This is a genomic window from Paraburkholderia sabiae (genome assembly GCF_030412785.1).
GTDB classification, from domain to species: Bacteria; Pseudomonadota; Gammaproteobacteria; order Burkholderiales; family Burkholderiaceae; genus Paraburkholderia; species Paraburkholderia sabiae.
The window spans coordinates 3,420,305-3,445,546 of sequence record NZ_CP125295.1 but is presented as its reverse complement, the minus strand read 5'-3'; the positions used below and the strand labels follow the sequence as shown (position 1 = coordinate 3,445,546).

Genomic DNA, 25,242 nt, shown 5'->3' with positions numbered 1-25,242 from the left:
CTAGCTAAAAACCCTGGATTGTTAAATATTTCGGCAGCGGCGTCCGATAACCAGTAAGTCGAAGCGAATCCACGCGCCGCTCACGAAGCGAGCGCGGACGTTTCCACGCCACGCCTGAATGAGAGCAGGCGTTTTTTTGCACCAAAAACATTCATCGCGGTAGCAGTTTTCTTGGTCAAATCCGGGGGCCAAAAAGTGAAGAAGACGTTAACTATCAGGACGAGGCTGTTCGTCGGTTTTCTGTCGATGGCCGCAATCGTCGTCGTTATTTCTATCGTCTCGCTGTTGAGCCTGGCGAGCACGACACATGCATTCGGTCAATACGTACACGGCATCGACGCACGCGCGCAGGTTGCGGCCGAAGTGCGCGCGGCTGTGGATCGCCGCGCAATCGCTGCGCGCAATCTCGTGCTCGTCACGACGCAGGCGGATCTCGACCTCGAGACGGACGCCGTGAAGCGCGCGCACGCCGATGTCGGCATCAAGCTCAAGCAGCTCAACGACATGATCAACAATGCGACCGACACGAGCGAAACGGCTCGCTCGCTGGTCGCCGAGATGAATCGTGTGGAAGGACTGTATGGGCCCGTCGCGCTGAATATCGTGGGCCTTGCGCTCGACAAGCATCACGACGAGGCGATCAAGGAAATGGACGAGCACTGCCGTCCGCTTCTGGCCAAGCTCGTCAAGGCAACCGACGACTACGCGAGCTTCACGAAGACGCGCCAGATCGAGATCGTGCAGGGCTTCGAGGATCGCTACGCGATGCTGCGTAACGTGATTCTCGGCGTGAGCGCGTTCGCGGTATTCGCGTCGGTCATGCTCGCCGTGCGCATGGTGCGCTCGATCACGCAGCCGATCACGCGTGCCGTACAGGTCGCGCGCACCGTTGCGATGGGTGACCTGACGAGCCGTATCGTGGTCGATCGCGACGACGAAGCAGGCGAGTTGCTGAAGGCGCTGCGTGACATGAATGAACGGCTGACGGAAACCGTCGGCCGCGTGCGTTCGAGCAGCGCGAGCGTATCGACTGCAACGAATGAAATCGCCACGGGCAATAGCGACCTGAGCCGCCGCACGGAATCTCAGGCGGCCTCGCTGCAGGAGACGGCCGCGAGCATGGAGGAGTTGACGACGACGGTGAAGCAGAACTCGGACAGCGCGCAGCACGCGAAGACGCTGGCGTCGGATGCGTCGGCAATTTCGCAGCGCGGCAGCGAGACCGTCGAACGCGTCGTAACGACGATGGAAGCGATCAGCACGAGCTCGGGAAAGATCGCGGAGATCACGGGCATCATCGAAGGCATTTCGTTCCAGACGAACATTCTCGCGTTGAACGCTGCCGTCGAAGCGGCACGCGCAGGCGAGGAAGGGCGCGGCTTCGCGGTCGTCGCGGGCGAAGTGCGCAACCTCGCACAGCGCTCGGCGCAGGCCGCGAAAGAGATCAAGGAACTGATCGCGCGTTCCGTGCATGAAATCCAGAGCGGTTCGTCGCTTGCAGACGACGCGGGCCGCACGATGGCCGATGTGAAGCAGGCGGTGGCGCGCGTGTCGGAGATCGTCGATGAGATCGCGGCGGCTTCGGCAGAGCAGGGCCGCGGCATCGAGCAGATCAATCTGGCGATCACGCAGATGGACACGGTCACGCAGCAGAACGCCGCGCTCGTCGAGCAGGCGTCGGCTGCATCGCAATCACTGCGAGACCAGGGACGTGAACTCGACGATACCGTTTCGTCATTCAAGCTCGCGGCCTGAGCGCGGTTCGCTACATGTCCAATCCGGTTGAACGCGCGTCGAATGACGAAGCATTTTTCAGTCATTTCGTCGACTCGCGTGCGGCAACCGGTAATTCGTTTAGCGCATTTATGCGCTTCGGTTTTGTGCTCGACAGCTACGTTGCAAACAGGTTGCGGTGCGGTATAAACCTACTATCATAAGAACAACGCGCGAGCCGCCATACGAATGCGCCTGGCAGTTTTCAATTGCGGCACTGCAGATTCAATCGCGCTAAAGACGAGCACGGATGCACGCATTGCAGTGCAATCCGATTGCACGCGGAACCTGAGAGCAAAGCCGTTCGAAAGCGGAGAGGGCACGATGACCGAGGCATTGACCATCGAATCGTTCTGGAAGGCGTTTTGCGCGCGTCAGATTGCGCGCGGCGTATCGCAGGCGCAGCTGCAGGCGTCGGAAGCGGCGTTCTATTCAGGTGCCGTAGCCATGTACGACATCATGATGATCGTCACGGATCCCGACTTCGATCCAATGGATGCACGCGTGATACTCGCCGCGCTTTACGACGAGCGAGAAGAGTTCCTGCGCATTCACGATATCGCGGCGATCGACCGCTAAAGATCACGCTAAAAGCTTCACGAAATGTCGTTTAGAACTATTGCGCCGTTTGCTGGCGCAAGTACTCGTTCTTCTTCATCTGCAAATACTCTTGCCGGTCCAGTTCATGTAGTTGACGCGGATATTGCTCCGTAGCGTCGAACCATGTAGCAAAGCGCTGATCGACGCGCTTGCCGGCGGGAAGAGAAAGAGAAGCGAGATACGCATCGATGGCGAGGTAATAGCGCATCGTATTGCGTTCCACGAGGCCGCGCACGCCGCCTATATAGTCGCCCGATGCCTGGGTGAATCCCACTTTCGCACTGCCTATCGTCGCGAGATACGTCTTCATCGCGATGCGTCCTGCCGCGCCGAATCCATACGAGTACGTGAGATGCAGGAACGTGCGCCCTTTGCCGATATCGACGGCTTCGAGCACGATCCGATAATCCTTCGTGCTGAGCGGTCCCGTCGCCGCGTTCAGATCGACCTGGAAGTAGTCCGGGCTCGTCGCCACCGATCGGTAATTGAACTGCACGCGGTACGTGTCGCCGAGTTCCTGTTCCGTCTTCTTGCCGACGTTCATGCTGATGATGGCCGCGCCGTTGCCGCCCACGGACGCATGGCAGTACTTCGTGTTCAGATGCAGGATCAGCACCTCGCACCAGTTCACGGGTCCTTGCTGCGGGTCGTTGAATGCGCTGTTGACGGTGGCGAACGGATAGTCCACTACCGCGTAGATATCGCCCTTCAGCGAGTTCGATGTCTCTTCCGAATCCAGATGGATCGGCCGATGAAACACGTTCGACTTGAGCTGCGGCGTGAGCGCGTCGTACTTGTCCTTGAGGGCGGTGGAGTTGTCGTCGGCCCATGTGAGCGCGCCGAGCGACAGCCCCAATAGCGCGAGCACGACCAGTACGAAGCGTTGTGTTATACGCATGATCCCGTGAGTGCTCATTTTTGGCGCTCCCGCTGACGACGCTGTTATAGGGCAGATAACGAACAAATGACAGGGCAAGTGCCGCACGAATATAGCAGAGCGCGGCCCAACGCCCGATAAACCGTTGAGCCGTTCGAGCATAAACGTGATTTGAACCAGCATTCACCGTAGCAACGTGCGTTCCTAGAATGGCATCCATGCGCTGACCCAATGGCGCTACGCAAATACCACGATCCACTCTAGGAGAAACATCATGGAACGCCTCAATCGCCAACCCGTCGCCGAAGCAACCGGCCAGGCCGCAGAACTGTTCGCGGGCATCAAGCGCGCGGTGGGCATGGTTCCGAATGCGTATGCAGCGATTGGTTCGAACAGCCCGGCTGCGTTGCAAATCGTGCTGGCAACGGGCGACGCGCTCGGCAAGGGCGCGCTGTCGCGCAAGGAAGTGGAAGCGATCAAGCTGGCGATCAGCGGCGTCGCGGATTGTGATTACTGTCTCGCCGCTCACTCGCTGACGGGCAAGAAAGTGGGCATCGCGGCCGACGACGTCGCCGCACTGCGCGAAGGACGCGATTCGTCGGACGCTCATCTGAACGCGATCGCCACGTTTGCGCGGACCGTGTTCGCATCGCGCGGCACGGTGCCCGCAGCAGTCGTCGATGCCGTGAAGGCAGCCGGTTATAACGATCAGCAGATCACCGAGACGCTGCTCGCGATCGCCGACATCACCTTCACGAACCTGTTCAACCGCGTGAACGACACGGTCGTCGATTTCCCGAAGATCTGAACGCAGTGCGATCGAAGCGCGATCGAAGCCGCTTCAGGTAGCGGCTTTGTTGTCCCGCGACGGGCCATTCGCCCGCCGCGGGCATCGCGCGTTTGCTCGTACAACTTTTCATCGCATGCAAGGGTTGATTTGTAGCAAGTTGATTCAGGTCTCTGTCGCGAAGGGGTGATCCGCTAGAATGGGGTCGCTTTTTCAACCAAGGAGATACGCGTGAAATCAGTTGTTGCCCTGCTCGCCGCAGCCGCGCTCGCATCGGTAGCGCTCAACGCTAACGCCGCATCGACGGAGAAGCTGCCCTCCGGTGTGGTCGTCGAACACCTGACGCAGGGAAGCGGCCCGCAGCCCACGGCTGCCGACGTCGTGCGCGTCAACTACCGCGGCACGCTCGCGAACGGCACCGAGTTCGACAACTCGGCCAAGCATGGCGGCCCGGCAGAGTTCCCGCTCGGCCGCGTGATCCCCTGCTGGACGCAAGGCGTCGCCACGATGAAGGTGGGCGAGAAAGCCAAACTGACCTGCCCGGCTGCGACTGCATACGGTTCGCGCGGCGTCGGCACGATTCCGCCGAACAGCGATCTGACGTTCGAAGTCGAACTGCTCGCGATTGTGAAGTAACTCTCAGGTAACCACGCAGTTAACCTTTCAGCAACCCGGCCATCCCGTGGCCGGGTTTGCTTTGCGCATCGCCGCGCACCGCGCCGTCGCTGGCGCGCAGCCTTAACGGTAGGCCCGCACCCGTTCTTCATTATCGTTAACGCTGGCTGGCCGGACGCAAATTGGCGTGATATCTAAACGGTCCTGCGGCGAATCGGTTGGACGATTGGGATTCTGTCACCAATATGAAAAACTGGACGCTCAGAATCCCGCAAAAAAATAGAATCTGCATGACGGGGTGTAGGGTGACCAGAAAACAAAGAGTGCTGTTCCTTTGCCGGGACAACGCGACGCTAAGCATTTTGGCGGAAGCCTTGCTACGCGAGCTGGACGGATTGCATTTCGACGCATTCAGCGCAGGCCTCGAGCCCGCCGAGCGGGTTCACTCGGCGGCGATGGGCGAGCTGCGCCATGGCTTTTCGAGTCTCGACCTGCTGAATCCCAAAAGCTGGCTGGAATTCACGAGCGAGTGGGCGCCGCAGATGGATTTCGTGGTGACCTTGTGCGACGAGTCGGCGCGTATCGACATGCGCGCGTTTCACGGCGCGCCGAAGCAGCATCACTGGACGCTGACGCCGTCCGCGTATGGCGCTGCGGGCGCGATCGAAAACGCGTTCTGGCAGATCCTGAAGCGCGTCGAAGACTTCATCACGGCGGAGCGCCGCCCGTGGCCGTCGTCGCTGAAACTGCCGTCCGTGGCCAGTTGCGCGTCGCCGGACGCCTGCGATCTTCTGCTAAGCGGGCAATGACTTCGTGACGCCGCTGCGGCATCGTGCGCTGCAGCCGGCTCGAACAGGCGGGAACCTGATTTGCTTACCCAAGCATTACAAACACACTGGGTTAGCACCACATTCAGGGAACACGATGAAAGCCGATACACCGAACGGACTGCCGCACGATGGCACCGCACAAGCTCATTTCTCGCACTACGCCGCGCCCTTGATCGACAGCGCGCTTGCCTGCGCAGCGGCCTTGCACTCGAACCCCGACGCCGAAGTGCTGCACAAGCTGCGCGTGTCGCTGCGACGTTTACGCACGTTGTTGTGGGCATATCGTCCGCTGCTGGATGAGCAATTTGACAATCAGCAGCGTGCACTTTTCAAGTTCTACGCAAGCGCCGCCGGCAAGACGCGCGACTGGGACATCCTGATCGCGTTGCTCGACGAAACGGGCGATGGGCAGGAAAAGCCCGGCGACGCGTTGCAGGCCGCCCGCGCCAAAACCTTCGAGACGAGCCGCACGACGCTCGAACAGGCGGACGTGAAGCGCGCGTTGCGCGAGACGCTCAAGGAAGCGAACCGCGAACTGAATACGGCGCACAAACGCACGCCGCTGCCGAAATTCGCGCGCAAGCGTCTCGCGGCCGCGCAGAAGTCGATGACGAAGCGCATGAAGCGCGCGGCGCGCGCCAAACGCTCGGACTACGCGTCGTACCACGAGGTACGCAAGGCCGGCAAGAAGCTGCGCTATCTGATCGAGTTCTTTGAGCCGATGCTCGCGAAGAAGCAACGCAAGGCCACGAAGCCGCTCAAAAGGCTGCAGAAGCGCTTCGGCGCGTTGAACGATGTCGTGGCGAGCGAACAGCTGCTGCGCGACAACCAGACCCTATACGCCGACGATACAGCCGCCGCGCACGCATTGGACGCGCTTGCGCAAGAGCGCAAGCGCCGCATGCGCGACGCAGGGAAGCTGCTGTGATGCGATTGAGTGCGGTGGCGCCAGGGTCGGCGCGATGGAACGGGGAGCGCAACCGGGTAGCGCTCCCCGCGTTCGTCAGTTAGCGGCGTGATGCGGTCCGCGAGCGCAGGGTCTCACGCACGCGCTTGGCCGCGAAGAGCGGCACGTAGTCGAGGATGCGTGCTTCGCGTTCATACGCCTGCACGGCATCGGTGTACATCTGCGATACGACTTCTTCCGGGGCGTCGGTGGATTCAGCAATTTCGTGCACGATCTTCTGCGAATCTTCCGTCTTCATTCAAGCCTCCTTGTCGCTTGTCGGTCAGTCGTCGTCGGAAAGCTGAATTGAAGGACACGCGATGCGAGGACGCCAATAGAACTTCGCAATCGGTGGTCCTGCTGCGCGAAGGTGTGCTCGAACGCGACGTGTGAAGGCGCGCTTGACGTTGCATTGCAACGCGCGAATAAAGCCTGTTTGATCAGACAGATAGCGCGCGTGCCCCAAACTTTTCCACAGATCTTTCAACAGAATCTGTGGATAACGTGATTGCAAATCAGTCGCGAAGTACGGCAGCACCTGCGACTATTTGAGCCACTTGCGCACGTCCTGTTCCCATTCGGGGTCGCCGCAGCCTTTCGGATTTTCCGGGCCGAGCACGGTGATGTAGCCCTTGCTTTTCATGCAAGATTCGTAGGCGCGCACTTTCGCGCATTGTCCCGTGCCCGTGTTCTTCGCGACCGTCTTGCACTGCGCGATCGAGCGGTCCATCGGACCGAAGTCGAGGTCGCTCGAACTGTTGAGCGTCGGCGCGTCCGCGCCCGTCACCGAGAACTCGACGGGCCCCGTATGAGTGCAGCCCGCCGTCAGCACCGCAAGCGATGCCGCCGCGATCAGAACATGCGCACGCAAGATCATGATTCGCTTCCTTGTCGAAGTCGTTCGTTGAGTTGTTATTCGCCGATCAGATGCAGCACGATATCGCGTTCCTGCGGACGCGCGCGATGTTCGAACAGATAGATGCCTTGCCATGTACCGAGCGTCATGCGTCCGTGCTCGACGGGTATCGACAGTTGCACTTGCGTGAGCGCGGTGCGCAAATGCGCGGGCATGTCATCGGGGCCTTCCGTGTCGTGTTCGTAGCGCTCGGAGTCTTCGGGAGCGAGCATCGCGAAGTGTCGTTCGATATCGCGCTGCACCGAAGGGTCCGCGTTCTCCTGGATCAATAGCGATGCCGACGTGTGCCGGCAGAATAGTGTGAGGATGCCTGTATCGATCGACGCGTCGCGCACGAATGCGGCGACTTGCGTAGTGAATTCGGACAGTCCGCGAGCGCGCGCCCGCACGTTCAGATGGCGAATGGCCTGGCGCATGAATCTTTCTCCCTTGTAGTGCCTGTCAAAGAGTTTACCGCGAGCGCCGTGCCCGATCCCGCCATGCAAACAGGGCTATGCTGATACCTCGGTGCAAACAGAAAAGGGCGAAGGTCATGGAACGCGATGAATTCATCGATGCATTGAAGCGCGAAGGTTTTGCCGAAGTCGTGACCGTCACGCGCGACCCGAACGGCACAATGGACGATCATGCTCATCCCTTCGAAGCGAAGGCGCTGGTTCTGCACGGCGAATTGACGATTCGCATTGCCGCGACGGAACGTCTGTACAAGACGGGCGACGTATTTCATCTGCAAGCGAATGAAAGCCATTCGGAACGCTTCGGACCCGAAGGTGCTCAATATCTGGTCGGCCGGAAATAAGCACGGCGAAAGCGGTCAGGCCGTCAGCACGAATTGCATCGAGCCGCTACTATTTTTGTTCGCGTCCGTCGACGTCATGCGCGTCGACGCGTCATCGCTCATTCCATCATCGAGGAGGTTTTGAATGTCCACGTCCACGACGCCCGTCTGGTTCATCACCGGATGTTCAACCGGCTTCGGCAAGGAACTGGCGCGCGCGGTGCTCGAACGCGGGTGGCGCTGCGTAGCGACGGCGCGCAACGTCGCGTCGCTCGCCGATCTCGCCGAGCCCGGCAGCGATGCCGACGCGCGTCTCCTGCGTGTAAAGCTCGACGTGACGGATGCCGCGCAGATTGCCGCTGCCGTTGAAAGTGCGGAGCAACGCTTCGGCGCGATCGATGTGCTTGTGAACAACGCGGGCTATGGTTATCAATCGTCGGTCGAAGAGGGCGAAGAAGCGGAAATTCGCGAGCAGTTCGACGTCAACGTGTTCGGCCTGTTCGCGATGACGCGCGCCGTGCTGCCCGGCATGCGCGCGCGGCACAAGGGGCATGTGCTGAACATCACGTCGGTGGCGGGCATTGCGGGCTTTCCGGGCTCGGGGTATTACGCGGCAAGCAAGCACGCCGTCGAGGGCTGGTCCGATTCGCTCGCCACTGAAGCCGGGCCGCTCGGCATCCGCGTGACCTGCATCGAGCCGGGTCCGTTTCGCACCGACTGGGCGGGCCGCTCGCTCAGGCAGACGCCGAACAGGATTTCCGACTACGCGGAGACGGCCGGCAAGCGCATGCAAGCGACGGCCGGTTACAGCGGCCAGCAGCCCGGCGACCCCGCGCGCGCTGCGCAGGCGATGATGCGCATCACCGAAACGGAACATCCGCCGCGTCATCTGGTGCTGGGCGCGTTCGGCGTGGATGCCGTATCGAAGCGCGTGCATTCGACGCTCGCGGATATCGAAGCGTGGCGCGACACGAGCATCGGCGCGGACTTTCCGGAGAACGAGCGCTAGGCGGTCATTCGGGTCGCGCAGCGTCGGGATAGTACTGCGGCGCTTCGCGGCGATCGAACATGCCGTAGTCGCGAACGACGCGCACGGTGCGCAGCCGCGCGCCTTCGGGCAACGTGAGCGTGCTTGCATAGGCATCGGCGGCCTGAGCGTCGCGCCACGCCGTGAGCAGGATCACATCGCCCGGTGTCAGCACGGCGTCGAACGCGTCCCACGATACGAGACCTGCTGCGCCTTCGCGCAAGCCCAGCGCGCTCGCAACTTCGTGCGCGCTCGCATGCTTGACCCAGTCAGCGTCGCGTTGCGCGTCGATCAGCACGATCGTGGTGGCATCGCCCGTTTCGGTTTCGTCGAGCCGTTGTTCGTGCAATGCTTGGCCAGCGGGCAAGCGCGTGTCGTGCGTCAACTGACCCACGCGCAGGCGATAATCGCGAAACGTCTGCGAGCGCCCTTTCTCCTGTACGCCATGATGGATTGCCTGCGTACGCCAGCGCACGAGCGCTTTCTCGTCACGCCAGCCCGACAGCGACAACAGCCATCCTTCGCGCGTGAGACTGCCGTAACGGACGTTATCGACGAAGCCGTCGATCTGCTCCAGTTCCGGCTTCAGCAATTTCGCGTAGCCGAGATACGTGTCCCATCGGTCGCCACGCGGCTGCACTTCGAACAGCACTGAAAACATCGTGCGCTCCCCTGAATAGACGAATCAAATGGCCGCGATGCAATCGATTTCGATGTCGAAATGCCCCGGCCATGCAGGCACGCACACAAAGATACGCGCGGGCGGATCGTTCGGAAAGTAGCGGGCGTAAATCGCATTGACGGCCGCGAACTGTTCGACCGATGTGCAGTACACATTGCACTTCAGCACGTTATCCAGCGACGAACCCGCCGTCTCGACGCACAGCTTCAACTGTTCGAGCACGAGTACCGTCTGACGTTCGAGCGGCGCATCGACGACCTCGCCCGTTTCGGGATCGAACGGCGGCAGGCCCGACACGTAGATCGTGTCGCCATGCCGCGTAACGACGGAAGTCGGCGCCTTCCATCTTTCGAGCCAGCCCGACAGCGGTTCGACCCGGATGATTTCGCGTTTCATTGCAGCCCTCGTTTCGCAGGATGTGGAAGCCATCGTAGCGCTGTTCGCTGCGTCGACGTTTCAGGCCGAGACGAAATGACGGGTGCGAATGCGCAAATCCGCTCCTCATTTTTCTCTCATTCTTCGAGCCTAGGATGCACTCATCGAAAGAACCTGCAGCGCGACACACCGACAGCGCGCTGCTTCCAGAGGGGAACACCATGAACAGGTCATTCGTTACAGCATCTGCATCGGCACTCGTCGTCTCGCTCGCGTTGAGCGGTTGCGCGACCTTCGACGGCTCCGCCAACGTCTACAGCGCGTCGCAGGCGCAGCGTGAAGAAACGGTGCGCTTCGGCACCGTCGAAAGCGTGCGCGGCGTCACGATCGATGCCAGCAACGGCCAGCCCGGCGTGCTCGGCGCACTCGGCGGCGGCGCGCTCGGCGCTGTTGCGGGCAGCGCGATCGGCGGCGGACGCGGCTCCATTCTGACGGGCATCCTCGGCGGGCTGGCAGGCGCCGTCGCGGGCAACGAAGTGCAGAACCACTTCGAGAAGAAACAGGGCGTCGAGATCACGGTGCGGCTCGACGACGGCTCGCTGCGCGCGATCACGCAAAGCACCGACGGCCCGATGTTCTACGCGGGCGAGCGCGTGCGGCTGCTGTCGAGCGGCGGCATCACGCGCGTGACGATCTGAGCATACGCAGCGGCAAAGTGAAGGAGAACATCATGTTCATGCGCGACGACGTAACTTACGAGTTTCATCACATCGGCATTCCGACGCACGAAGTGCGCGACGGCGAACGCTACAGCCCGCAATACCGGATGTACACGAGCGACAGCGATTGCCAGCTCGCGCACATCCAGTACCACCGTTTCGAAGCGGATAGCCCGCTGCACGAGCTGATGCGCACCATTCCGCATTCCGCGTTCAAGGTCGACGATCTCGACCGCGCGATCGACGAGCAGCAAGTCATTCTCGGCCCGTACGAGCCGATCAATGGCTTCCGCGTGGCGGTGATCGTCGATGACGGCATGCCCGTCGAACTGATCCAGACCGCGCTGACCGACGACGTGATCTGGAATCGCGCGGTGACGGGAAGGCAGGCGTCGCTGTACACGGCGGAACTCGTGGACTGACTCCACGCGATCAGGCTGCCGAAGGCTCCGTGGCCTGTGCCGCGCTGCGTTGCAGCCACGCGCGCCAGCCGCCGTATGACGTGATGTCGACAGCGCCTGCGATGCCTTGCGCTTCGCACACGAAGCCCGTTTCCCAACTGCCGTCCGCAAGCTCGACCTTGCCGAGCGCGAGCGGCGCGGGAATGCCCGCGAGGAACGAGCCGACTTCGCTGCCCGGCAAGTCCCACACTTCGACGTCGATAGCCGCGCCGCTCGCCGTATCGCGAATCATGCCGGGGCGCTGCGTCGCGCCGCTGCCCGCGAGGGCATACAAGCGGTAACTCGGTGCGCTCGACGTCGCTGCGACAAGCCGCGCGCCGCGTGATGTCAATTGGCAGTTCAACGCGAGGCCTTCGAGATGCGCGCCGCACACGACGAGCTTCATCCTGTCGTGACGTGCAGCGCGTGCGGGTACATCTAAGTCATGTCGCGCACCGCCCGTCAGCGGCACTGCGAGCTTGCGATGCAGCGCATCGGCGACACTCAGCAGATATTGATCGGTGAACGCACGCCCGAACAGCGTCACGCCCCACGGCAGACCATTGCGTATGAAACCCGCAGGCGTCGCGACGGCGGCGTAGTCGAGCAGATTCATGAAGTTCGTGTAATGCCCGAGTAGCGAGTTCGCGCCGACAGGATCGCGCTCCAGTTCCGCTAACGTCACGGCACGCGGAATCGACGGTGTCAGCACGCAATCGAGTTGCGCAAGCACGGCATCGCAATGCTGCTTCAACGCCTGAAGCCTGTATTGCGCGCGAAATGCATCGACGGCTGTGGCGCCTGGCGCTTTCGCGAGCACGTCGCGGATCACGGGCAACACGGCATCGGGTTGCGATTCCATCAACGCGCCCGCCACGCTGTAACGCTCGGCGACCCACGGTCCTTCGTAAAGCAGGCGCGCTGCTTCGAGAAAAGGCGTGAAGTCGATTTCAACCGCCTCGCCGCCGATGGCTTCAAGCGCTGCACGCGCCTGCGCGAATAGCGCGGGGCTTTCTTCGCAGCCGGCAAATTCGAGTTGCGCGGGCACGCCGAAACGAAAGCGTGTGACGGCGCCGAACGCCGACGCGTCGTTCCATTGCGGATTCACGCGGCTATACGCATCGGCGGGATCGTGACGGGCGGTGAGCGCGAGCAGTTCGCTCGCCTCGCTCGCGGTGGCCGTGAAGTACGTCACGCAGTCGAGCGTGCGGCACGCGGGTACCACGCCTGCCGTCGACAACAAGCCTTTCGTTCCCTTCGTGCCGACGAGGTTGTTCAGCGCGGCGGGCACGCGGCCCGAACCTGCCGTATCCGTGCCGAGCGCGAAGCTCGCGACACCGAGCGCCACGGCCAGCGACGATCCCGCGCTCGATCCGCCCGACGGATACTCGGGATGCACGCTGTTGCGGCACTTGCCATATGGCGAGCGCGTGCCGTTAAGGCCCGTGGCGAACTGATCGAGATTCGTCTTGCCGATGGGCACTGCGCCGAGCGCGATCAGTTGCGCGACCAGCGTCGCCGATTCGTCAGGCGTGTAGGCGAAGGCGGGGCACGCCGCCGTCGTCGGAATGCCTGCCAGATCGATGTTGTCCTTTAGCGCGAACGGCACGCCATAGAGCGGCAGCGAATCGATGTCGCGTTCATCCAGCGCGGCAAGGTAAGGCTCGATTTCCGCGTCGGACAGAAGATGGATGAAGAGATGAAACTCGGGGTTAAGCGCGGCGGCGCGTTCGCGCAATGCGGCAATCAGTGTGCGCGGCGTGGCGCGGCCTGCGCGATACGCAGCCCGCAACGCGGGCAGACGCAGATCGAATGAATCCATGTCGTGCGGTTCCTTGAATACGTTGATGTGAAGTGCGTCACGCGTGCTGTTCGAGCACGACCACGCGCTGTCCGGCGCGCACGGGCGAACCCGGCGCGACATGAATCTCGCCGACTGTACCCGCGCAAGGCGCCACGACGGATATCTCCATCTTCATCGACTCGATCACGAGCAGCACGTCGCCGGCTTCGACCGTCGCGCCGGGCTCGACGCGCACTTGCCACAAGTTGCCCGCGATTTCGCTGTCGACGGCGATCTGGCCATCGGTGAGCGGCGCGATTTCGGCGTCGGCGGCGACGGGCGGCTCCAGCGCGTCTTCATTGCTGCCCGCGTCATGCCAGCGTTGCCGCTCTGCCTGAAACGCGGCTTGCTGACGCGTGCGGAACTGCGCGATTTCATCAGCGTCGCGTTCGAGAAAAGCCTGATAGTCGGCGAGCGACAACTCGGTCTCTTCGATCTTCAGCGGATAACGCCCGAGCGGGAACGCTTCGCGGATGCGCAGCAATTCATCGGCGGAGACTTCATAGAAGCGGATCTGATCGAAAAAGCGCAGCAAATAAGGACGTCCCGCGAAATCCGCGATGTCGCGATAGCGATTCCACATCTGCAGCGTGCGTCCGACGAACTGATAACCGCCGGGCCCTTCCATCCCGTACACGCACAGATACGCGCCGCCGATGCCGACCGAGTTTTCCGCCGTCCACGTGCGCGCCGGGTTGTACTTCGTCGTCACGAGCCGGTGACGCGGATCGAGCGGCGTCGCGACGGGCGCGCCGAGGTAGACGTCGCCGAGTCCCATCACCAGATAGCTCGCATCGAACACGACGCGCTTCACGGCGTCGATCGAATCGAGATCGTTGATGCGGCGGATGAACTCCAGATTGCTCGGACACCACGGCGCGTCCTTGCGCACAGTGGTCATGTACTTGTCGATCGCGAGCTGACATGCAGGGTCGTCCCACGACAGCGGCAGATGCACGACACGCGACGGCGCGCGCAGATCCTTTTGCAACAGCACGCGCTGCCACGTCGCCGCGACGTGATCGAGCAGCGTGGCGAGCGGCAACTGTTCCGGCTGATAGTGAACCTGCAGCGAACGGATGCCGGGCGTCAGGTCGATCACGCCGGGCAACTGCAACGCTTCGAGCGATTGCATCAGCGCGTGGCCGCGAAAACGCAGCACGAGATCGAGTTCGGGCGGTCCGATTTCGAGCAGCAGATGCGTGTCGCCGGAAAGACGGGCGACGAGACGCTCATCGCCTTCGCCGACGTTCAGCACGATCGGCGATTGCAATGTCGTTGGCGCGTCGTTATCAGGCGATACGGCATGCGCCGTGAGCGTCGACACTTCCTGAAGACGTGCATGTGCCGCCGCGCGCGCCGTCGTGATGTCGACGGGAATGAAGCGCACCTTGTCGCCTGCTTTCAGCTGACCGATCTGCCAGAGGTCCGCTTCGATCACCGTCACAGGGCAGACAAAACCGCCGAGGCTCGGGCCGTCCGGGCCGAGAATCACAGGCATATCGCCCGTGAAATCGATTGCGCCGACCGCATACGGATTGTCGTGAATGTTCGACGGATGCAGACCTGCTTCGCCGCCGTCCGCGCGCGTCCATTCGGGCTTCGGGCCGATCAGCCGCACACCGGTGCGGCTCGAATTGAAATGGATTTCCCAGTCGGTATCCAGAAACTGCTCGATATAGCGCGCGCTGAAGTATTCGGGCGCGCCGTGCGGACCATAGATCACGCGCAACACACGCACGTCATCGAGCCGATGCGCGAGCGTCGACGGCAGCGTTGCGCCTGTATCGCGATCCGTGAGCGCGTGAAGATGCAGCACATCGCCTGCACGCAGCGCGCGCCCGCCGTGGCCGCCGAACTGGCCGAGCGTGAACGTGCTGCGGCTGCCGAGATATTGCGCGACGTCGAGGCCGCCACGCACGCACAGATACGCGCGTGCACCTGCGCCGCGTATCGTGCCGAGCGCGAGCGTCGAACCTGCTGTGACCGCGAACGTCGTGTTCATCGGTTGCGGGATGTCGTCGAGCATGACGGGCAGCGTCGCGCCTGTCACGACGACGATAGCGTCCGTATTGAAGCGCAGCGTCGGACCGCTCATCGTGATTTCGAGCGCGGCCGCTTGCGCGTCGTTACCGAGCAAACGATTGCCGAGACGCAATGCGCGGTCGTCCATCGGTCCCGACGGCGGCACGCCGACGGCCCAATAGCCAGGGCGTCCCGGATAGTCCTGCACAGTGGTCTGCGTGCCGCCGCTCAACACTTCGAACGTGGATGCGCGATAACGCAGGCCTTCGAGACAACGTGTCCACGGATGACCGCTTGCGAACGGTGTATCGGCGAGAATCTGCCGCAGATAGTCGCGATTCGTTTCGACACCGTAGATGCGCGACGCTTGGAGCGCGGCGTCGAGCGCGTGGCGCGCTTCATCGCGCGTCGGCTGCCACGCGATCAGCTTTGCGAGCATCGGATCGAACCACGGCGGCACTTCGCAGCCCGCTTCGATCCACGTGTCGATGCGCAGCGCGCGACCATCGGCGGAAGGGAACGATACGTCAGTCAATAACCCAGGACAGGGCTTGAAATCGCGGCCCGGATCTTCCGCGTAGAGGCGTGCCTGAATCGCGTGCCCTTGCGGCTTGAGATCGCGTGAAAGCACGTTAAGCGGTGCAAGTGTGCCCGCCGCGAGTTCGATCATCCAGCGCACCAGATCGACGCTCCACACCTGTTCGGTCACGCCGTGCTCGACCTGAAGACGTGTGTTCACTTCAAGAAAGTAGAAGCGCGCGGCGTCGCTGTCGTAGACGAATTCGACCGTGCCCGCCGAGCGATACGAGACCGCTTGAGCGAGTCGGATCGCCGCATCGCATAGCGCGGCCTCGACGCCATCGGGCAGATTCGGCGCGGGCGTTTCTTCAAGCACCTTCTGGTTGCGCCGCTGCACCGAGCAGTCGCGCACGCCGAGTGCAATTGCCGCGCCCTGGCCATCGCCGAATACCTGCACTTCGAGATGCCGCGCTTTCTCGATGTACTTTTCGAGGAACACGCCCGCATCGCTGAAATTGTTTTGCCCGAGTCGCTTGACGATATCGAAGTGCGCAGCGAGTTCTTCGTCCGAGCGACACACGCGCATGCCGATGCCGCCGCCGCCTGCCGTGCTTTTCAGCATCACCGGATAGCCGACGCGTTTCGCCGCTTCGAGCGCCGCATCGATTCCGTCGAGCAGGCCGGTGCCTTCGAGCATCGGCACGCCCTGTTCGGCGGCGATCGCGCGCGCCGTGTGTTTGAGTCCGAACGCGCGCAACTGCGAAGGCGTCGGGCCGATGAAGGCAATGCCGGCGGCTTCGCAAGCCTCGGCGAAGGCCGCGTTCTCCGACAGAAAGCCATAGCCCGGATGAATCGCCTGCGCGCCTTGTGCGCGTGCGATCTCCAGAATCTTCGCGATGTCGAGATAGGTGACGCTCGCCGCGCCGTCGCCGAGGCTGCATGCCGTATCGGCGAGACTGACGTGACGGCTCGCGCGATCCGCTTCGCTATACACAGCGACGCCTTCGACGTTCAGTTCGCGCAGCGTGCGCAGGATGCGGCATGCAATCGCGCCGCGATTGGCAATGAGGACTTTATCGAACATGAGTGGATGTTCAATGCGTGGGCGGGTCGTCCCGCCACGTGGGCATGCATGCCGAGGTCGTCCACGGCAAGTCGCTTCGCTTCCGTGTGTCGAAGCGGACGACGTTCAGTGCTTCTTGTATGTTGCGGAACGGTCGATGCGCATGAAGCGTTCGGCGCGCACTTTCATCATCGTGTAGAGCCACAGACGCAGCGTGCTCAGTTCCATATCGTCAGCTCCGCAGGCGTCGGGTTGTAGCCGTTGCAGGGATTGTTCAGCTGCGGGCAGTTCGAGATCAGCACGATCACATCCATTTCCGCGCGCAATTCGACGTATTTGCCCGGCGCCGAAATGCCGTCTTCGAATGTGAGGCCGCCCTCGGATGTGACGGGCACGTTCATGAAGAAGTTGATGTTGGCGGCAATGTCCTGCTTCGACAAACGGCCGTCGTGCGCGCACGCTCGCAGGTAGTTGTCGCGGCAGCTGTGCATGTAGCGCTTTTCCAGCGCGTAGCGCACCGTGTTGCTTTCCTGCGCGCAGGCGCCGCCGAGCGTGTCGTGACGTCCGCACGTATCGGCGACGATGGTCAGCATCGGATTGCCGAGGTTCGAATAGAGCACGGTGCCCGTCGTCAGATAGAGGCTCTGCTGGCGGCGCAGCGTGCGTTGTGCATCGTAGCGTTCGCGCGGATCGGCGAGACTGTAGAAGAGCGTATCGATCGCCTGATTGCCTTCGACGTCGCGGATACGCAGCGTCTGTCCCGCTTTCAGTTCCTTGAGCCACGGCTCGCCCGCGGGCAAGGTTTCGCGGAAGGTTGCGCTGGCGGGATCGAGCGTGCTGGCTGTGAGTGTGGATGTCGTCATGGCGCGCCTGTCGCTCAGAGAAAGAATCGTTCGGTGTTGATGAAGCCGCGCGTGTTTTCATCGCACGACGTACGGCAGATTTCGGCGATCTGCGGATCGGCGGCGCGCAGTGCGAGCTTCACGGGCTTCGGCGCGTATTCCGGGTTTGGGTCGAGCGGATGCTGGATCGCCGTCAGCACGACGAGCGTGTTCATCGGCGCATACAGCTCGATGTAGTTGCCCGCTTTCGAATTGCCCTCGACGAATTGCATCGCGCCCGCATCCGTCACGTCGACGCGGCTGAACAGGTTCAGCGTCATCAGCAGATCCGCGACGCCGAGTCCCCACTTGCCGAGTTCCACGAGCAGGTTGTCGGTGCCGTTGCGATAGAACGCGTTGCGCAACTCCTGATAGCGGCCCTGGCCATATTTCTCGAACACTTCCGCCGCGTTCGACGCGCCGGCGAGACTGTCGTGCCAGCCGCACGTGTCCGCGACGACTGCGGCGAGCACGCGGCCCATGTCCGAATAAATGCAATGGCCGCGCGTCAGTTTTGCGGTGTGCTGGCACTTGAGCGTGTCGGGCAGATTCATGCGCTCGCTCTTCTCGGCGGCGTTGAAAAGCAGCATGCCGACGTTCGCGCCGCCACGCGGATCGGTGATACGCAAAACCTGTCCACGCTTCACGATCAGCGACGCATGGCCGCCGCCCGGCACGGTTTCTTCGAGCAATATTTCGTTCATGTCTTTGTCCTTGTTTCGTTCGCTTCGGTTGCGCAGGTCATGCGGGCACGGCGAGCAGCGGCGGAATCGCCGTCGTCGCCTGCGGCTCGCGCACGCCGTTGCGTTCGAGCGGAATGTCGTAGGTAATGCGCGCGCCGTACGCCTGCGGCGCTTGCGGATCGATGCGCACCTTGTCGAAGACGAGCACGCGGCTGCCGAGCGTGAAGCCTTCTTTCAGATCGTGCGTGACCATGAAGACGGTCAGCTTCGCTTCGCGCCAGAGGCCCGTCAGCAGTTCGTGCATGTCGCGGCGGATGCCGGGATCGAGCGCGCCGAACGGTTCGTCGAGCAGCAGCACGCGCGGCTTCATCACGAGCGCCTGAGCGAGCGCGAGACGTTGCTGCATGCCGCCCGACAGCTGATGCGGATATTTGTCGAGCGAATCGGCGAGGCCGACGCGTGTGAGCATCGCAACGGCTTCATCGCGTGCGAGACGGCGGCGCGCGCCGAACAGGCGGCCCGTGAAGCGCGCATGCGGCAACTCCAGTCCGAGCATCACGTTGCGCAACACGGTCAGATGCGGAAACACCGAGTAGCGCTGAAACACGACGCCGCGATGCGGGTCCGGCTCCGGCGGCAGCGGTTCGCCGTCGAGCAGGATCTCGCCGCGCGTCGGACGTTCCTGGCCGAGCAGCAGCCGCAGGAACGTCGACTTGCCGCAGCCCGACGCGCCGACCATCGAGCAGAACTCGCCTTCCGCGATGCGCAGATTGAGCCGCTCCAGCACGACCTGATCGTCGTACTGCTTCCACAGATTGCGGATCTCGATCATGCGCGGCCCCCGTTGTACCAGGGGAACGCCCATTGCGTGAGACGGCGCAGCGCTTCGTCGATCAGCCATGCGAGCAGCGTGATCCACGCGACGTACGGCAGGATCACGTCCATCGCGAGATAGCGGCGCACGAGAAAGATGCGATAGCCGAGGCCGTCCGTCGATGCGATCGCTTCCGCCGCGATCAGAAAGAGCCACGCGGACGTCAGCGCGAGCCGCAGCGCGATCAGCAGACGCGGTAGCAGTTGCGGCACGATCACGCGCACGATCAGCGTCCAGCTCGACGCGCCGAGCGTTTGCGCCTTGATCCACAGTTCTTCGGGAATCTCGCGCGTGCGCTGCTGCAAGTCGCGGATCATCATCGGCGTAATGCCGATCACGATCAGCACGACTTTCGATAACTCATCGAGACCGAACACGATGAAGAGAATCGGCAGCACGGCAAGCGGCGGAATCATCGATATCACGGTGATGAACGGCGACAGCGTCGCGCCCGCGAGCGGAATGCTGCCCGTGACGATGCCGAACACGAGCGCAATCGCCGCGCTCGCGACGAGTCCGATGCCGAGCCGCTTCATGCTCGATACCGTGTCGTCCCACATCGTGTAGTCGCCCGTGCGCTTGTCTTCGGTGAACGCGTATTCGTGCAGCGCGTCCTTCATCTGTGTGGCGCCCGGCAGCAGCTTGTCGTCGGGATTCGCCTGCAGCCGCAGCGACGAGCCGGTGAAATACACCGCGACCAGCACGATGAAGGGCAGCAGCAACAGCATCAGACTGCCGGTGCGGCCAGGATGTCGGTTGATGAGCCGCATGGGCCTCTCCTGCTCAGAATGACGCGGCGTTCAAAGCTTGCCTTGCGCGGCGAGGCGCACATACGTCGGGTCGAAACGCAGCTTCAGGTTGCCCTTGTTGCCGACGGTCACGTCGTTGTCGAACGCCATGCCGACGGCACCCGCGTTCGGCGCGCCTTTGCCGAGCAGACCGTGATCGAACGAGAACTGCGCGACGCGCGTCATGATCTTCGGCATGTTCGGGCTGGTGGCGAAGTCGAGCGCCTGTTGCGGCGTGTAGAAGAGGGCGGTGGTCGACAGTTGCGATCTGAAGCCGGCGAGGTCGGTGCCCGATGCTTTCGCCATCGAGGTCAAGGCCGCTTGCGTTTCCGGCGACGTGCCGTGCATCAGTTGCATGATCTCGAACCACGCGCCCGTCAGCGCCTTGCCGAGCGCGGGGTTGTCGTGCAGCGTCTTCGTGTTGACGACCATCATGTCCATGATCTCGCCGGGAATGCGGCTCGAATCGAACACTTCGGTGACGTTCGGCTTCGCCTTCAGATCGGCGAGCATCGGATTCCACGTGACGGCGTTATGCACGGTCGGCGTGGCGAACGCGCCGGAGATATCGGCATCGGACGTATTGACGGTCTTGATGTCGCGCTCGCTCATGCCTGCCGATTCGAGCGCGCGTGCGAGCAGGTAGTGCGAGACGGAGAGTTCGACGAGATTGACGGGCTGGCCTTTCAGGTCGGCGACCTTCTTGCCGCTGCCTTTGATCAGCACGCCGTCGTTGCCGTTCGAATAGTCGCTGACGATCAGCGCGGTGCTGTCCACGCCGCCCGTTGCCGGAATGGTGAGCGCGTCCATGTTGGTCATCGCGCAGCCATCGAACTTGCCGGCCGTGTACTGGTTGATCGATTCGATGTAGTCGTTCAGTTGCACGACATCGACGTTGATGCCGTACTTTTTCGCCCACTTCGACATGATGCCCTGGGTCTTCGCATAGCCCCACGGCATCCAGCCGGCGTAGATGGTCCAGCAGACCTTGAAGTCCTTGCGTGCTTGAGCGAATGAAGGCGTGGAAATGCAGAGGGAGAGAGCGACGGCGGCTGCGGCGAAAAAGCGGAGCTTGCGCATGAGGTTGACCTCGCGGGGACGGTTATCGACGGCAGGAGCGGCGCGACGCATCGCGTTCTCTCCCGGGCTTTTATCCCGCCGTGTAACCTCGTTCGAGGTCGACAACTCTCGGACCAGCGTCGCGCACCGAATGCTTTTGTCGATTCGATGCGGACCGGAACCCTAGTCGTCCATTTGCCAGATTGTGACTGCTAAACCGGATGCTGCACCGGCTCCTGCTCCTCACTAAGCGATAAGCATGCCATTGCCGGCGCGACGTCGATTCGACGTGTTTGGCGCGTCATTGATGCACAACGTTGAAGCGCGACGGCGATATGCGTGCGCGTGTGCGCACCAGTCGGGTGCTTCGAGACGGCGTTATTTGCCCAGCCGCTCTGCGAGCGCGTGGCGGCGCATGCAGCGCTCCATGCTGTCGAGGAACGCGTGATCGGCCGCATTCATCTTGCGTTCGCGATGCCACAGCAGATGCACGTCGACATCGACGAGACCTTCTTCGGGCGGCAGCCGCCACAGGCGCTGCTGCGCGATGTCGTCGCGCACGATGTGTTCCGGCAGACAGCCGATGCCGAAGCCCGCGAAGATCAACCGGCGCACTTCGTCGAGACTCGGCGACGACGCGACGATGCGCCCCGTGAAGCCCTTCTGGTCGCGAAACACGGTGAGCGGCGAAAGACTGTCGCCGATCTGGTCGCTCGTGAACGACACGAAGTTTTCCGCGAGCAGGTCTTCCATCGTCAGCGGCGACTTGCCGTACAGCCGGTGATGACGCCCGCAGAAAATCGCGTAGCGCTGCCTTAGAAAGCAGCGCATTTCCAGCTTGTCGTGCGGCGTGCGGCACAGGCCGAGGCCCGCGGTCGCCGTCTTCTGCAGCAGCGACGAGATGATGTCCGACGAACGCATCACTTCGATCTGCAAGTCGATGCGCGGATACGCGCGATGAAAGTCCGCGAGGAACTCGTCGTACACGGGCGATTCGATCCGGCTGATGGTCAGCAGACGTATCGAGCCGCTGATGTCCTCCGTGCGGTCGTCGATCTCGGTTTCGAGCCGCGAGATATTCCCGTAGATGTCGCTCGCAATGCGATACACCTCTTCGCCCGCCTGCGTCGGCGCGAAATACGGACCGCGCCGCTCGATCAGCTTGCGCTCCAGCGTTTCTTCCAGCCGCCTCAACGCCTGGCTGACGGCGGGCTGCGTCACGTGCAGACGCGCGGCGGCACGGCTCAGACTGCGCTCCTGCATGATCACGAGGTACGTGCGCAGCAGGTTCCAGTCGAGCCGGTCGTTCAGAAATCGGGCGATGTCGGGGCGCATGCGGGTGAAACTATAAGTTGAATTTATGCGGCGAATAATAACTCGAAATTTGACTAATGTTTTCTGGCCGCCGATAAATGACGCATTCCGTCAGCCGTTGCGCGCGACCGTTCCGGCCACAAGCCACGAACGGCACACCGATCCCAACACCGCGCGCGAGGCCACGGGTTCAACCCACGTCATACGTGTATCAGGAGCCAGCATGACCCAAGCCATCAGTACCCGTCAGCCGGGACGCGCCGCGACGGCCGCGTTCATCGGCACGATGATCGAGTGGTACGACTTCTACATCTACGCGACGGCGGCAGCGCTCGTATTCGGCGAGCTGTACTTTCCGTCGAGCGACCGCTTCATCAGCACGATGGCGTCGTTCGCGACCTTTGCCGTGGGCTTTTTCGCGCGGCCATTGGGCGGCATCGTGTTCGGCCATCTCGGCGACCGTATCGGCCGCAAGAAGGCGCTGATGACGACGCTGATGATGATGGGCGTCGCGACTGTATGCGTCGGCCTGTTGCCCGACTATTCGAAAGTGGGCGCGCTCGCGCCCGTGCTGCTCGTGCTGCTGCGCGTGGTGCAAGGCATTGCCGTGGGCGGCGAGTGGGGCGGCGCAGTGTTGATGGCAGGCGAGCACGCGCCGAAGGGCCGCCGCACGTTCTTCGCGTCGTTCGCGCAGCTCGGCAGCCCGGCGGGACTGATTCTGTCGCTGATCGCGTTTCGCGCGGTCACGTCGATGGACAAGGCGGACTTCATGTCGTGGGGCTGGCGTCTGCCGTTTCTCGCGAGCGCCGTGCTGCTGATTGTCGGCATCGTGATCCGTCTCGGCGTGAACGAATCGCCGGAATTCGCGCGTATGAAAGAAGCGAACCGCACGTCGAAGCTGCCGATCGCCGAAGTGTTCCGCTCGGCGTGGGGCCTCGTGCTGCTGTGCATCGGCGCGAACACGATCGGCATTGCGGGTGTGTACTTCACGAACACGTTCATGATCGCGTACACGACGCAATACGTGGGCGTGACGCGCTCGCTGATTCTCGACTGCCTCTTTGCGGTGGCGATCATCCAGTTCATCGCGCAGCCGCTTGCTGCGTGGCTGGCCGAACGCATCGGCGGCGCGCGCTTCCTGAAGATCGCCGCGCTGCTCGCGATGATCTCGCCGTATCCGATGTTCGTGCTCGTGCAAAGCGGCTCGGCCGTGCCGATGGTGATCGGCATCGCGATCGCCGTGGTCTGCATGGCGAGCTTCTATTCGGTGATCGCTGGCTTCGTCAGCGGCATCTTTCCGACGCACGTGCGCTACTCAGGCATCTCGCTCGCGTATCAGGTGTGTGGCGCGGTGGCGGGCGGCCTGACGCCGCTCGTGGGCACGTGGCTCGCGCATCGCTATACGGGCCAATGGTGGCCGCTCGCCGTGTTCTACACGTGCCTCGCGGGCATCTCATTGCTGTGCATCGTCGCGCTCGACGCGCGTCGCGCGGCGCATGCGGAGCAGACGGAAGTCGTCGGCGCGCATTGAATCGAATCTGAGTTGATGAACATCGGAAGACCCATGAAAGACCTGTTGCAAATCGATGGCGCGCGCCTGTGGCAAAGCCTGATGGACATGGCGAAGATCGGCGCGACGCCTAAAGGCGGCGTGCGCCGTCTCGCGTTGACGGATGAAGACGTGCGCGGCCGCGATCTGTTCGCGACGTGGTGCCGCGATGCGGGCATGACGGTGAGCGTCGATGAGATCGGCAATCTGTTCGCGCGTCGCGAAGGCGTGCAGAAGGACGCCGCGCCCGTGCTGATCGGCAGCCATCTCGACACGCAGCCCGAAGGCGGCCGTTTCGACGGCGTGTACGGCGTGCTCGCCGCGCTCGAACTGGTGCGCGCGCTGAACGATGCGAACATCGAGACGGACAAGCCGATCGAAATCGTCTCGTGGACCAATGAAGAAGGCGCGCGCTTCACGCCCGCGATGCTCGGCTCGGCGGTGTTCACGGGCATCACGTCGCTCGACGACGCGCTCGCCAAGAAAGACGCCGACGCCATCACGCTCGCCGATGCGCTCGCGCAAAGCGGCTATCGCGGCGCGCGCGCCGTCAATGCGCAACGTGTGGATGCGTATTTCGAAGCGCATATCGAGCAAGGCCCCGTGCTCGAAGCGAACGGCACGACGATCGGCGTCGTGACGGGCGGCCAGGCGATCCGCTGGCTCGACGTCAAGGTGACGGGCATGGCCGCGCACGCCGGCACGACGCCGATGCCGTATCGCAAGGACGCGTATTTCGCGAGCGCGCAGATGGCGGCGGAACTGGAGACGATCGTCGGACGATATGCGCCGCGCGGACTCGTGACGATCGGACAGATCGGCATCACGAACGCGTCGCGCAACACGATTGCAGGCGAAGTGAAGTTCACCGTCGACTTGCGTCATCACGAAGACCGCGAAGTCGACGCAATGGAACGCGATCTGCGCGATGCGTTTGCGCGCATTGCACAGGCACGCGGCGTGATGATCGACGTCGAAACGTACTGGCGCAGTCCCGCAACGCCGTTCGATACGGACTGTGTCGCGCTCGTCGCGCAGGCCGTCGAAGGGCTCGGCTATTCGAACGAGCGCATCGTCAGCGGCGCAGGTCACGATGCGATTCACCTGGCGCGCTATTGCCCGACGGCGATGGTGTTCATTCCGTGCGTCGACGGTCTGTCGCACAACGAAGCCGAAGACGCATTGCCCGACGACGTGACGCGCGGCGCGAACGTGCTGCTCAATGCCGTGGTTGCGCGCGCGGGTGTCGCGTCGACGGTTCAAGTGCAATAAGAGGAAT

At 62.6% G+C, this 25,242-nt stretch carries 26 protein-coding genes and 1 riboswitch; of the genes, 12 read left to right on the top strand and 14 right to left on the bottom strand.

What is annotated here, in order from left to right; genetic code table 11:
- Positions 1-246 precede the first annotated feature (246 nt).
- A complete protein-coding gene (locus QEN71_RS15500; protein WP_233471704.1) occupies positions 247-1,755 on the top strand; it encodes a methyl-accepting chemotaxis protein in 1,509 nt (502 codons plus the stop codon).
- Between the two features lie 342 nt (positions 1,756-2,097).
- A complete protein-coding gene (locus QEN71_RS15495; protein WP_201648624.1) occupies positions 2,098-2,352 on the top strand; it encodes a hypothetical protein in 255 nt (84 codons plus the stop codon).
- A 37-nt stretch (positions 2,353-2,389) separates the two neighbouring features.
- Here QEN71_RS15495 and QEN71_RS15490 read toward each other — a convergent pair whose 3' ends face one another.
- The gene (locus tag QEN71_RS15490) at positions 2,390-3,289 is read right to left on the bottom strand and encodes a hypothetical protein (RefSeq protein WP_201648625.1); all 900 of its coding nucleotides are present in this window, start codon (positions 3,287-3,289) and stop codon (positions 2,390-2,392) included.
- Between the two features lie 235 nt (positions 3,290-3,524).
- On the opposite strand from QEN71_RS15490, the gene QEN71_RS15485 reads away from it, so the two are divergent.
- The 4 genes from QEN71_RS15485 to QEN71_RS15470 all read left to right on the top strand — a co-directional run bounded on the left by QEN71_RS15485 (position 3,525) and on the right by QEN71_RS15470 (position 6,410).
- Positions 3,525-4,058: a carboxymuconolactone decarboxylase family protein gene (locus tag QEN71_RS15485; RefSeq protein ID WP_201648626.1), complete on the top strand. Its 534-nt coding sequence runs from the start codon at positions 3,525-3,527 to the stop codon at positions 4,056-4,058.
- Between the two features lie 210 nt (positions 4,059-4,268).
- On the top strand, positions 4,269-4,673 hold the full coding sequence (locus tag QEN71_RS15480; protein ID WP_012403284.1) for an FKBP-type peptidyl-prolyl cis-trans isomerase: 405 nt from the start codon (positions 4,269-4,271) through the stop codon (positions 4,671-4,673).
- A 353-nt stretch (positions 4,674-5,026) separates the two neighbouring features.
- Positions 5,027-5,461: a low molecular weight phosphatase family protein gene (locus tag QEN71_RS15475; protein ID WP_407675431.1), complete on the top strand. Its 435-nt coding sequence runs from the start codon at positions 5,027-5,029 to the stop codon at positions 5,459-5,461.
- A gap of 115 nt (positions 5,462-5,576) precedes the next feature.
- A complete protein-coding gene (locus QEN71_RS15470; protein WP_201648628.1) occupies positions 5,577-6,410 on the top strand; it encodes a CHAD domain-containing protein in 834 nt (277 codons plus the stop codon).
- Positions 6,411-6,489: 79 nt separating this feature from the next.
- Here the strand turns inward: QEN71_RS15470 and QEN71_RS15465 are convergent, their stop codons facing one another.
- The 3 genes from QEN71_RS15465 to QEN71_RS15455 form a co-directional block, all read right to left on the bottom strand.
- Complete coding sequence (locus QEN71_RS15465) at positions 6,490-6,687, bottom strand: DUF3562 domain-containing protein (RefSeq protein WP_201648629.1); 198 nt, start codon at positions 6,685-6,687, stop codon at positions 6,490-6,492.
- 285 nt (positions 6,688-6,972) lie between these two features.
- A complete protein-coding gene (locus QEN71_RS15460; protein ID WP_201648630.1) occupies positions 6,973-7,305 on the bottom strand; it encodes a hypothetical protein in 333 nt (110 codons plus the stop codon).
- Positions 7,306-7,340: 35 nt separating this feature from the next.
- Positions 7,341-7,760, bottom strand: a complete 420-nt coding sequence (locus QEN71_RS15455; RefSeq protein ID WP_201648631.1) for a secondary thiamine-phosphate synthase enzyme YjbQ — start codon at positions 7,758-7,760, stop codon at positions 7,341-7,343.
- A 116-nt stretch (positions 7,761-7,876) separates the two neighbouring features.
- Between QEN71_RS15455 and QEN71_RS15450 the strand changes: the two genes are divergently transcribed.
- A complete protein-coding gene (locus QEN71_RS15450) occupies positions 7,877-8,143 on the top strand; it encodes a cupin domain-containing protein (RefSeq protein ID WP_201648632.1) in 267 nt (88 codons plus the stop codon).
- A gap of 124 nt (positions 8,144-8,267) precedes the next feature.
- Positions 8,268-9,131 carry an oxidoreductase gene (locus QEN71_RS15445; RefSeq protein ID WP_201648633.1) on the top strand — a complete coding sequence of 288 codons (864 nt, stop codon included), beginning with the start codon at positions 8,268-8,270 and terminating at the stop codon, positions 9,129-9,131.
- A 4-nt stretch (positions 9,132-9,135) separates the two neighbouring features.
- Here QEN71_RS15445 and QEN71_RS15440 read toward each other — a convergent pair whose 3' ends face one another.
- Positions 9,136-9,810, bottom strand: coding sequence for an antibiotic biosynthesis monooxygenase family protein (locus QEN71_RS15440; protein WP_201648634.1), 675 nt, complete (start codon positions 9,808-9,810; stop codon positions 9,136-9,138).
- A gap of 24 nt (positions 9,811-9,834) precedes the next feature.
- Positions 9,835-10,227: a RidA family protein gene (locus tag QEN71_RS15435; RefSeq protein ID WP_201648635.1), complete on the bottom strand. Its 393-nt coding sequence runs from the start codon at positions 10,225-10,227 to the stop codon at positions 9,835-9,837.
- Positions 10,228-10,427: 200 nt separating this feature from the next.
- Between QEN71_RS15435 and QEN71_RS15430 the strand changes: the two genes are divergently transcribed.
- Positions 10,428-10,904 carry an outer membrane lipoprotein gene (locus tag QEN71_RS15430; RefSeq protein WP_201648636.1) on the top strand — a complete coding sequence of 159 codons (477 nt, stop codon included), beginning with the start codon at positions 10,428-10,430 and terminating at the stop codon, positions 10,902-10,904.
- 38 nt (positions 10,905-10,942) lie between these two features.
- Positions 10,943-11,347, top strand: coding sequence for a VOC family protein (locus tag QEN71_RS15425; RefSeq protein ID WP_290468209.1), 405 nt, complete (start codon positions 10,943-10,945; stop codon positions 11,345-11,347).
- A gap of 10 nt (positions 11,348-11,357) precedes the next feature.
- Here QEN71_RS15425 and atzF read toward each other — a convergent pair whose 3' ends face one another.
- From atzF to QEN71_RS15385, 8 genes are all read right to left on the bottom strand, one after another.
- Positions 11,358-13,187, bottom strand: coding sequence for an allophanate hydrolase (gene atzF / locus QEN71_RS15420; RefSeq protein WP_201648638.1), 1,830 nt, complete (start codon positions 13,185-13,187; stop codon positions 11,358-11,360).
- A gap of 37 nt (positions 13,188-13,224) precedes the next feature.
- Positions 13,225-16,836, bottom strand: coding sequence for an urea carboxylase (gene uca / locus QEN71_RS15415; RefSeq protein WP_201648639.1), 3,612 nt, complete (start codon positions 16,834-16,836; stop codon positions 13,225-13,227).
- Positions 16,837-17,033: 197 nt separating this feature from the next.
- Positions 17,034-17,678, bottom strand: coding sequence for an urea amidolyase associated protein UAAP2 (locus QEN71_RS15410; protein WP_201648640.1), 645 nt, complete (start codon positions 17,676-17,678; stop codon positions 17,034-17,036).
- Between the two features lie 14 nt (positions 17,679-17,692).
- Positions 17,693-18,400 (bottom strand): urea amidolyase associated protein UAAP1, encoded by a 708-nt coding sequence (locus tag QEN71_RS15405; protein ID WP_201648641.1) that lies wholly within the window; start codon positions 18,398-18,400, stop codon positions 17,693-17,695.
- A 37-nt stretch (positions 18,401-18,437) separates the two neighbouring features.
- A complete protein-coding gene (locus QEN71_RS15400) occupies positions 18,438-19,211 on the bottom strand; it encodes an ABC transporter ATP-binding protein (RefSeq protein ID WP_201648642.1) in 774 nt (257 codons plus the stop codon).
- On the bottom strand, positions 19,208-20,023 hold the full coding sequence (locus QEN71_RS15395) for an ABC transporter permease (protein WP_201648643.1): 816 nt from the start codon (positions 20,021-20,023) through the stop codon (positions 19,208-19,210). The genes QEN71_RS15400 and QEN71_RS15395 overlap by 4 nt, the downstream gene beginning before the upstream one ends.
- A gap of 30 nt (positions 20,024-20,053) precedes the next feature.
- Positions 20,054-21,121, bottom strand: coding sequence for a putative urea ABC transporter substrate-binding protein (locus QEN71_RS15390; protein ID WP_201648685.1), 1,068 nt, complete (start codon positions 21,119-21,121; stop codon positions 20,054-20,056).
- A gap of 57 nt (positions 21,122-21,178) precedes the next feature.
- Positions 21,179-21,298: riboswitch (guanidine-I (ykkC/yxkD leader) on the bottom strand.
- A 180-nt stretch (positions 21,299-21,478) separates the two neighbouring features.
- Entirely contained in the window at positions 21,479-22,435 is a 957-nt protein-coding gene (locus QEN71_RS15385) for a LysR family transcriptional regulator (protein WP_201648644.1), read from the bottom strand.
- A gap of 202 nt (positions 22,436-22,637) precedes the next feature.
- On the opposite strand from QEN71_RS15385, the gene QEN71_RS15380 reads away from it, so the two are divergent.
- Together QEN71_RS15380 and QEN71_RS15375 are read left to right on the top strand one after the other, a co-directional pair.
- Positions 22,638-23,945: an MFS transporter gene (locus QEN71_RS15380; RefSeq protein ID WP_201648645.1), complete on the top strand. Its 1,308-nt coding sequence runs from the start codon at positions 22,638-22,640 to the stop codon at positions 23,943-23,945.
- Positions 23,946-23,978: 33 nt separating this feature from the next.
- The gene (locus QEN71_RS15375; protein WP_201648646.1) at positions 23,979-25,235 is read left to right on the top strand and encodes a Zn-dependent hydrolase; all 1,257 of its coding nucleotides are present in this window, start codon (positions 23,979-23,981) and stop codon (positions 25,233-25,235) included.
- Positions 25,236-25,242: the final 7 nt, after the last annotated feature.

What these genes read in the sequence shown, in the direction of transcription:
- QEN71_RS15500 (WP_233471704.1), top strand. Translation starts at nt 247, where the DNA reads ATGGCCGCAATCGTCGTCGTTATTTCTATCGTCTCGCTGTTGAGCCTG.
- QEN71_RS15495 (WP_201648624.1), top strand. Translation starts at nt 2,098, where the DNA reads ATGACCGAGGCATTGACCATCGAATCGTTCTGGAAGGCGTTTTGCGCG.
- QEN71_RS15490 (WP_201648625.1), bottom strand. Translation starts at nt 3,289, where the DNA reads ATGAGCACTCACGGGATCATGCGTATAACACAACGCTTCGTACTGGTC.
- QEN71_RS15485 (WP_201648626.1), top strand. Translation starts at nt 3,525, where the DNA reads ATGGAACGCCTCAATCGCCAACCCGTCGCCGAAGCAACCGGCCAGGCC.
- QEN71_RS15470 (WP_201648628.1), top strand. Translation starts at nt 5,577, where the DNA reads ATGAAAGCCGATACACCGAACGGACTGCCGCACGATGGCACCGCACAA.
- QEN71_RS15465 (WP_201648629.1), bottom strand. Translation starts at nt 6,687, where the DNA reads ATGAAGACGGAAGATTCGCAGAAGATCGTGCACGAAATTGCTGAATCC.
- QEN71_RS15460 (WP_201648630.1), bottom strand. Translation starts at nt 7,305, where the DNA reads ATGATCTTGCGTGCGCATGTTCTGATCGCGGCGGCATCGCTTGCGGTG.
- QEN71_RS15455 (WP_201648631.1), bottom strand. Translation starts at nt 7,760, where the DNA reads ATGCGCCAGGCCATTCGCCATCTGAACGTGCGGGCGCGCGCTCGCGGA.
- QEN71_RS15450 (WP_201648632.1), top strand. Translation starts at nt 7,877, where the DNA reads ATGGAACGCGATGAATTCATCGATGCATTGAAGCGCGAAGGTTTTGCC.
- QEN71_RS15445 (WP_201648633.1), top strand. Translation starts at nt 8,268, where the DNA reads ATGTCCACGTCCACGACGCCCGTCTGGTTCATCACCGGATGTTCAACC.
- QEN71_RS15440 (WP_201648634.1), bottom strand. Translation starts at nt 9,810, where the DNA reads ATGTTTTCAGTGCTGTTCGAAGTGCAGCCGCGTGGCGACCGATGGGAC.
- QEN71_RS15435 (WP_201648635.1), bottom strand. Translation starts at nt 10,227, where the DNA reads ATGAAACGCGAAATCATCCGGGTCGAACCGCTGTCGGGCTGGCTCGAA.
- QEN71_RS15430 (WP_201648636.1), top strand. Translation starts at nt 10,428, where the DNA reads ATGAACAGGTCATTCGTTACAGCATCTGCATCGGCACTCGTCGTCTCG.
- QEN71_RS15425 (WP_290468209.1), top strand. Translation starts at nt 10,943, where the DNA reads ATGCGCGACGACGTAACTTACGAGTTTCATCACATCGGCATTCCGACG.
- atzF (WP_201648638.1), bottom strand. Translation starts at nt 13,187, where the DNA reads ATGGATTCATTCGATCTGCGTCTGCCCGCGTTGCGGGCTGCGTATCGC.
- uca (WP_201648639.1), bottom strand. Translation starts at nt 16,836, where the DNA reads ATGTTCGATAAAGTCCTCATTGCCAATCGCGGCGCGATTGCATGCCGC.
- QEN71_RS15410 (WP_201648640.1), bottom strand. Translation starts at nt 17,678, where the DNA reads ATGACGACATCCACACTCACAGCCAGCACGCTCGATCCCGCCAGCGCA.
- QEN71_RS15405 (WP_201648641.1), bottom strand. Translation starts at nt 18,400, where the DNA reads ATGAACGAAATATTGCTCGAAGAAACCGTGCCGGGCGGCGGCCATGCG.
- QEN71_RS15400 (WP_201648642.1), bottom strand. Translation starts at nt 19,211, where the DNA reads ATGATCGAGATCCGCAATCTGTGGAAGCAGTACGACGATCAGGTCGTG.
- QEN71_RS15395 (WP_201648643.1), bottom strand. Translation starts at nt 20,023, where the DNA reads ATGCGGCTCATCAACCGACATCCTGGCCGCACCGGCAGTCTGATGCTG.
- QEN71_RS15390 (WP_201648685.1), bottom strand. Translation starts at nt 21,121, where the DNA reads ATGCGCAAGCTCCGCTTTTTCGCCGCAGCCGCCGTCGCTCTCTCCCTC.
- QEN71_RS15385 (WP_201648644.1), bottom strand. Translation starts at nt 22,435, where the DNA reads ATGCGCCCCGACATCGCCCGATTTCTGAACGACCGGCTCGACTGGAAC.
- QEN71_RS15380 (WP_201648645.1), top strand. Translation starts at nt 22,638, where the DNA reads ATGACCCAAGCCATCAGTACCCGTCAGCCGGGACGCGCCGCGACGGCC.
- QEN71_RS15375 (WP_201648646.1), top strand. Translation starts at nt 23,979, where the DNA reads ATGAAAGACCTGTTGCAAATCGATGGCGCGCGCCTGTGGCAAAGCCTG.